This is a genomic window from Pseudomonas agronomica (genome assembly GCF_025917275.1).
Taxonomy (GTDB): Bacteria; Pseudomonadota; Gammaproteobacteria; order Pseudomonadales; family Pseudomonadaceae; genus Aquipseudomonas; species Aquipseudomonas agronomica.
Genome location: NZ_JAOSHO010000471.1, coordinates 1 through 3,814 on the forward strand (window position 1 = coordinate 1; position 3,814 = coordinate 3,814).

3 protein-coding genes are annotated in these 3,814 nt (G+C 62.3%); 1 reads left to right on the plus strand and 2 read right to left on the minus strand.

What is annotated here, in order from left to right; all coding sequences use genetic code 11:
- Nucleotides 1-189: 189 nt before the first annotated feature.
- A complete protein-coding gene (locus tag OC610_RS22875) occupies nt 190-1,422 on the minus strand; it encodes a M20/M25/M40 family metallo-hydrolase (protein ID WP_264431021.1) in 1,233 nt (410 codons plus the stop codon).
- 76 nt (nt 1,423-1,498) lie between these two features.
- Nucleotides 1,499-2,575 carry a diguanylate cyclase gene (locus OC610_RS22880; protein ID WP_264431023.1) on the minus strand — a complete coding sequence of 359 codons (1,077 nt, stop codon included), beginning with the start codon at nt 2,573-2,575 and terminating at the stop codon, nt 1,499-1,501.
- 282 nt (nt 2,576-2,857) lie between these two features.
- On the opposite strand from OC610_RS22880, the gene OC610_RS22885 reads away from it, so the two are divergent.
- Nucleotides 2,858-3,787: an alpha/beta fold hydrolase gene (locus tag OC610_RS22885; RefSeq protein WP_264431026.1), complete on the plus strand. Its 930-nt coding sequence runs from the start codon at nt 2,858-2,860 to the stop codon at nt 3,785-3,787.
- Nucleotides 3,788-3,814: the final 27 nt, after the last annotated feature.

The following is a 3,814-nucleotide window of genomic DNA, read 5'->3' on the forward strand; positions in this document are numbered from 1 at the left end:
GCGCTGGATAACGTCGAAGCCCGTCCCTCGACATAACGCATCCCCCTGTGGGAGCGAGCTTGCTCGCGAAAGCGATCGGTCTGTCGATCAAGTGTTGACTGACATACCGCCTTCGCGAGCAAGCTCGCTCCCACAGGGTTTCGAGGCGTTCGCCCTATTCCCGGCCAACGCCCCGAACGACAGAGCACACTACCGCCCCGCCAATTCCATGATCATCCGCGAGAGCAAATAGATTCGCGGCACCACGCTCTCGACTTCAGCGTATTCCTCAGGGGTATGAATATTCCCCCCGACGATGCCAAAGCCATCCAGCGTCGGCGTGCCAACCCCGGCCGACAGGCTGGCGTCCGCCGCCCCGCCGCTGCCTTCTTCGGTGAGTTTGCGCCCCAGTTCGCCGTAGATACCCTGGGCCATGGCCATCAATCGATCCGACTCCTTCGTCTGCGGCATCGGCGGCAAGCCACGCTGCAGACTCGTGGTGACCTCCGTGTCGGCGATCAACTTGTCCTTGGACACCCGGGCCAGGTCTTTTTCGATGCGGTCGAATTCTTCCGGCACCGCCGCCCTCACGTCGGCCTTCGCCGTGGCCTGGTCGGGAATCACGTTGGTCCGGTCACCCGCCTTGAGCACGGTGAAGTTGATGGTGGTTTTCTTCTCTGCGTCGCCGAGCTTGCCCAGTTGCAGAATCTGATGCGCCGCCTCCATCGCCGCGTTGCGCCCCAGCTCCGGCGCTACACCCGCGTGGGCCGCCTTGCCCTTGACCTCCACCAGCGCCGTTGCGCTGCCCTTGCGCCACACCACCAGACCGTCAGCCGGACGACCCGGTTCAAGGTTCAGGGTCACGTCGTGGGCCTTGGCGGTTTTCTTGATCAGGTCGGTGGCGGCGTCCGAGCCGGTTTCTTCGCTGGCGTCGAGCAGGAAGGTGATCTGCGCGTAATTCTTGAAGTCGAGGTTTTTCAGCACTTTCAAGGCATAGATGCCGGCGACGATACCGCCCTTGTCGTCCATCACCCCCGGCCCGTAGGCCCGGCCATCCTTGATATGAAAAGGCCGCTCGGCGGCGGAGCCTTCCTTGAACACCGTGTCCATGTGGGCCATCAGCAGGATTTTCGCCTTGCCGGTGCCCTTGAACGTCGCGAGGACATGTTGAGTGCCGTCCGAATTGGGCACCTTCTCAATGGTCGCGCCGAGCTTTTGCAGCTCATCAATGGCGATATCACCGACCTGGGTCAGCCCCGGTACATAACCGGAACCGGAGTCGATATTCACCAGCCGTTCCAGCAGTTTCAGGGCCTCGCCCTTGTACTGCTCGGCATCGGCCAGCACTTGCTGGTTGGGCTGCGCAAAGGCAGCGGAGGCGCCAAGGGCCAGGCTCAGGCCAAGACTGACGGCGAGACGGGAGCGACGAGCGTTAATGGTCATGAGTTCATCCTTGTTTCGTCGGAAAAGTACCCTTGAGGGAGTCAAGGGGCACCCTACCCGACAAAACGCCAAGGCTCTAGACCGTCGACGTCTCCAACACCTGCCAATGTCGCTGACAGACAACCCGATTACGCCCGCCAGTCTTGGCTTCGTAGAGCATCTGGTCAGCGTCGTTGAGCCATGCACTGGCATCGCCATAAGCCGGGTTGAACGCTGCCAGGCCAATGCTCAGGCTCACTTTCAAGGCCGGATCCTGCTCATAGCCGAGCGTGGCAAAACGTTCGCGCAAACCGTCCATGGCCTGGACCGCGTTGTGCAGGGTCAGGTCCGGCAGGATCACGCAAAACTCGTCGCCGCCATACCGCCCGACAATGTCCGCGGCCCGCAGGTTTTGCCTGAGCAACTTGCCGAGTTGGCGCAGCACAACGTCGCCGGCCCCGTGGCCGTAGGTGTCATTGATGGCCTTGAAATGGTCGATGTCGATCAGCGCGATTGCGCCCTGGGTTCCGTCCGAGGGATGACGCAGGCAACGCTGGAATTCTTCATCGAGCCGATCCTTCCAGGCGCCGTGGTTGAGTAGCCCGGTGAGGCTGTCGGTGCGACTCAGGGCCAGCAATTCTCGTTTTTGCCGGCCCAGCGTGTAGGCCTGGCGAAAGCAGATCCAGCCCAGCGCCAGCGGATACAGGCACAGCAGCGGCAGGCAGGCATAAAGCTGCGCCGGACTGGTCATGGGCACGCTGGTCAACGGGAAAATCACCCCTCCCACCGCAATGCCGGCTACTTGGGCCGCGGCCCCGACCAGCAGGAAGCGCAGGCCGCCGATGGCAACGTTGTTCATCGCCATCATCGCCAGGGTGACGGCTGTGGGCAGCGGATTGAATTGCATCGCGGCGACCCAGAAGCCGCCAAGAAAGGCATCGATCAACAGGTTGCGGTGTTCGGCGTGGTACGGCACCGCCGAGCGACGGGCCCACTGGTAGGACACGTGCGGCCAGAGCAAGCCGTTGAATAGCATGAAGCCCCAGACCCAGGGCGCAGGGTCGAGGGGCTGGACGGCAACACTCACCACCAGCAACCCCAGCGTCAGGCCAAGGATGCGGGATGTGTACAGCCTCCTGGCCAGCGAGAGTCCCTTTTTTCCCGTCTTATGCATAGGGGCCTCTGCATCGCAGGTCTCCCGACTACCGGGATGGGGTTGCTGGAGTCTATCAGGGTGGCGTCAAATAGCCATTACTCCATACAGGGGTATTTAATCCCACGGGACGAGCGTGGCTCTCAGCGGATTTTGGCTATACATGAGAAGAGGGAATTCGTCGCTCGACACAGCGCGTATCAAAGCAAACGCGCGCTTGGCGTCGCGGTATTCCAGGTTTCAGCTTCACTTACAGTTCATAACGACGAGCAACAATCTAACGTGACCCATGGAGGGCAAGACATGCTGGTGTTGTGGGTGGTCCTCGCCGTGTTCATCGCCTGGAGCTGGCTGACGTATCCGGGCATCGGCCACGTGCTGTATGACCTGGGCATGGCCCTGGAAGCGCGGCTTTACCGGCTGCACAAGATCACGGTGCCCATCAGTGAAATGACGGTATCGACCTGGCAAGGTGGCCCCTATGAAGCGCCCGGCAGCATCCTGATGCTGCACGGCTACAGTGCCGACAAGAACCTCTGGCTGCGCTTCGCCCGGCATTTTGTCAGCCAGTACCGCGTGGTGATCCCCGACCTGGCCGGCCATGGCGAAACCGGCTTCAAGGCCGGCGGCGGCTATGACATTCCGACCCAGGCCCGGCGGGTGATCGAGCTGCTCGATGCCTGCGGCCTGGACAAGGTCCATGTGATCGGCAATTCCATGGGCGGCCACCTCGCGGCGTGGCTGGCGGCAACCTCACCCGACCGCGTGCTGACCCTGGCGCTGATCGACCCGGCAGGCGTCACCGCCCCCCAGGCAAGCGACATGGAACGCCACCTGGCCGCCGGGCATAACCCTTTCCTGGTGCATTCGCGGGATGATTTCGAACCGTTCTACGCCATGACCATGGCCTCGCCGCCCTGGTTGCCCAGCGTGGTGCTGGCGGCGCTGGCCGAGCGTTACGAACAGCGCCGGGAGGAACTGGCGGAAATCTTCGTCGATTTTCGCGCCAGTCCACCGATGGAGCCCCGCCTGGCCGACATCCGCGCACCGTCGTTGTTGCTGTGGGGGCGCAAGGACCGGTTGATCGACGTCAGCAGCGTGCCGGTCTGGAGCAAGGGCATCGCCGACCTGCGCGTGGAGATCTGGGACGGGGTCGGCCATATGCCGATGGTGGAAAAACCTGGGAAAACCGCGGCGTTGTATCGGGATTTCCTGAAGGGATTGGGGCAGTGACAACGATGTAAAAAAGCCATGGACCAT

Coding starts and splice junctions, on each gene's coding strand:
- OC610_RS22880 (WP_264431023.1), bottom strand. CDS start 2,575: ATGCATAAGACGGGAAAAAAGGGACTCTCGCTGGCCAGGAGGCTGTAC.
- OC610_RS22885 (WP_264431026.1), top strand. CDS start 2,858: ATGCTGGTGTTGTGGGTGGTCCTCGCCGTGTTCATCGCCTGGAGCTGG.
- OC610_RS22875 (WP_264431021.1), bottom strand. CDS start 1,422: ATGACCATTAACGCTCGTCGCTCCCGTCTCGCCGTCAGTCTTGGCCTG.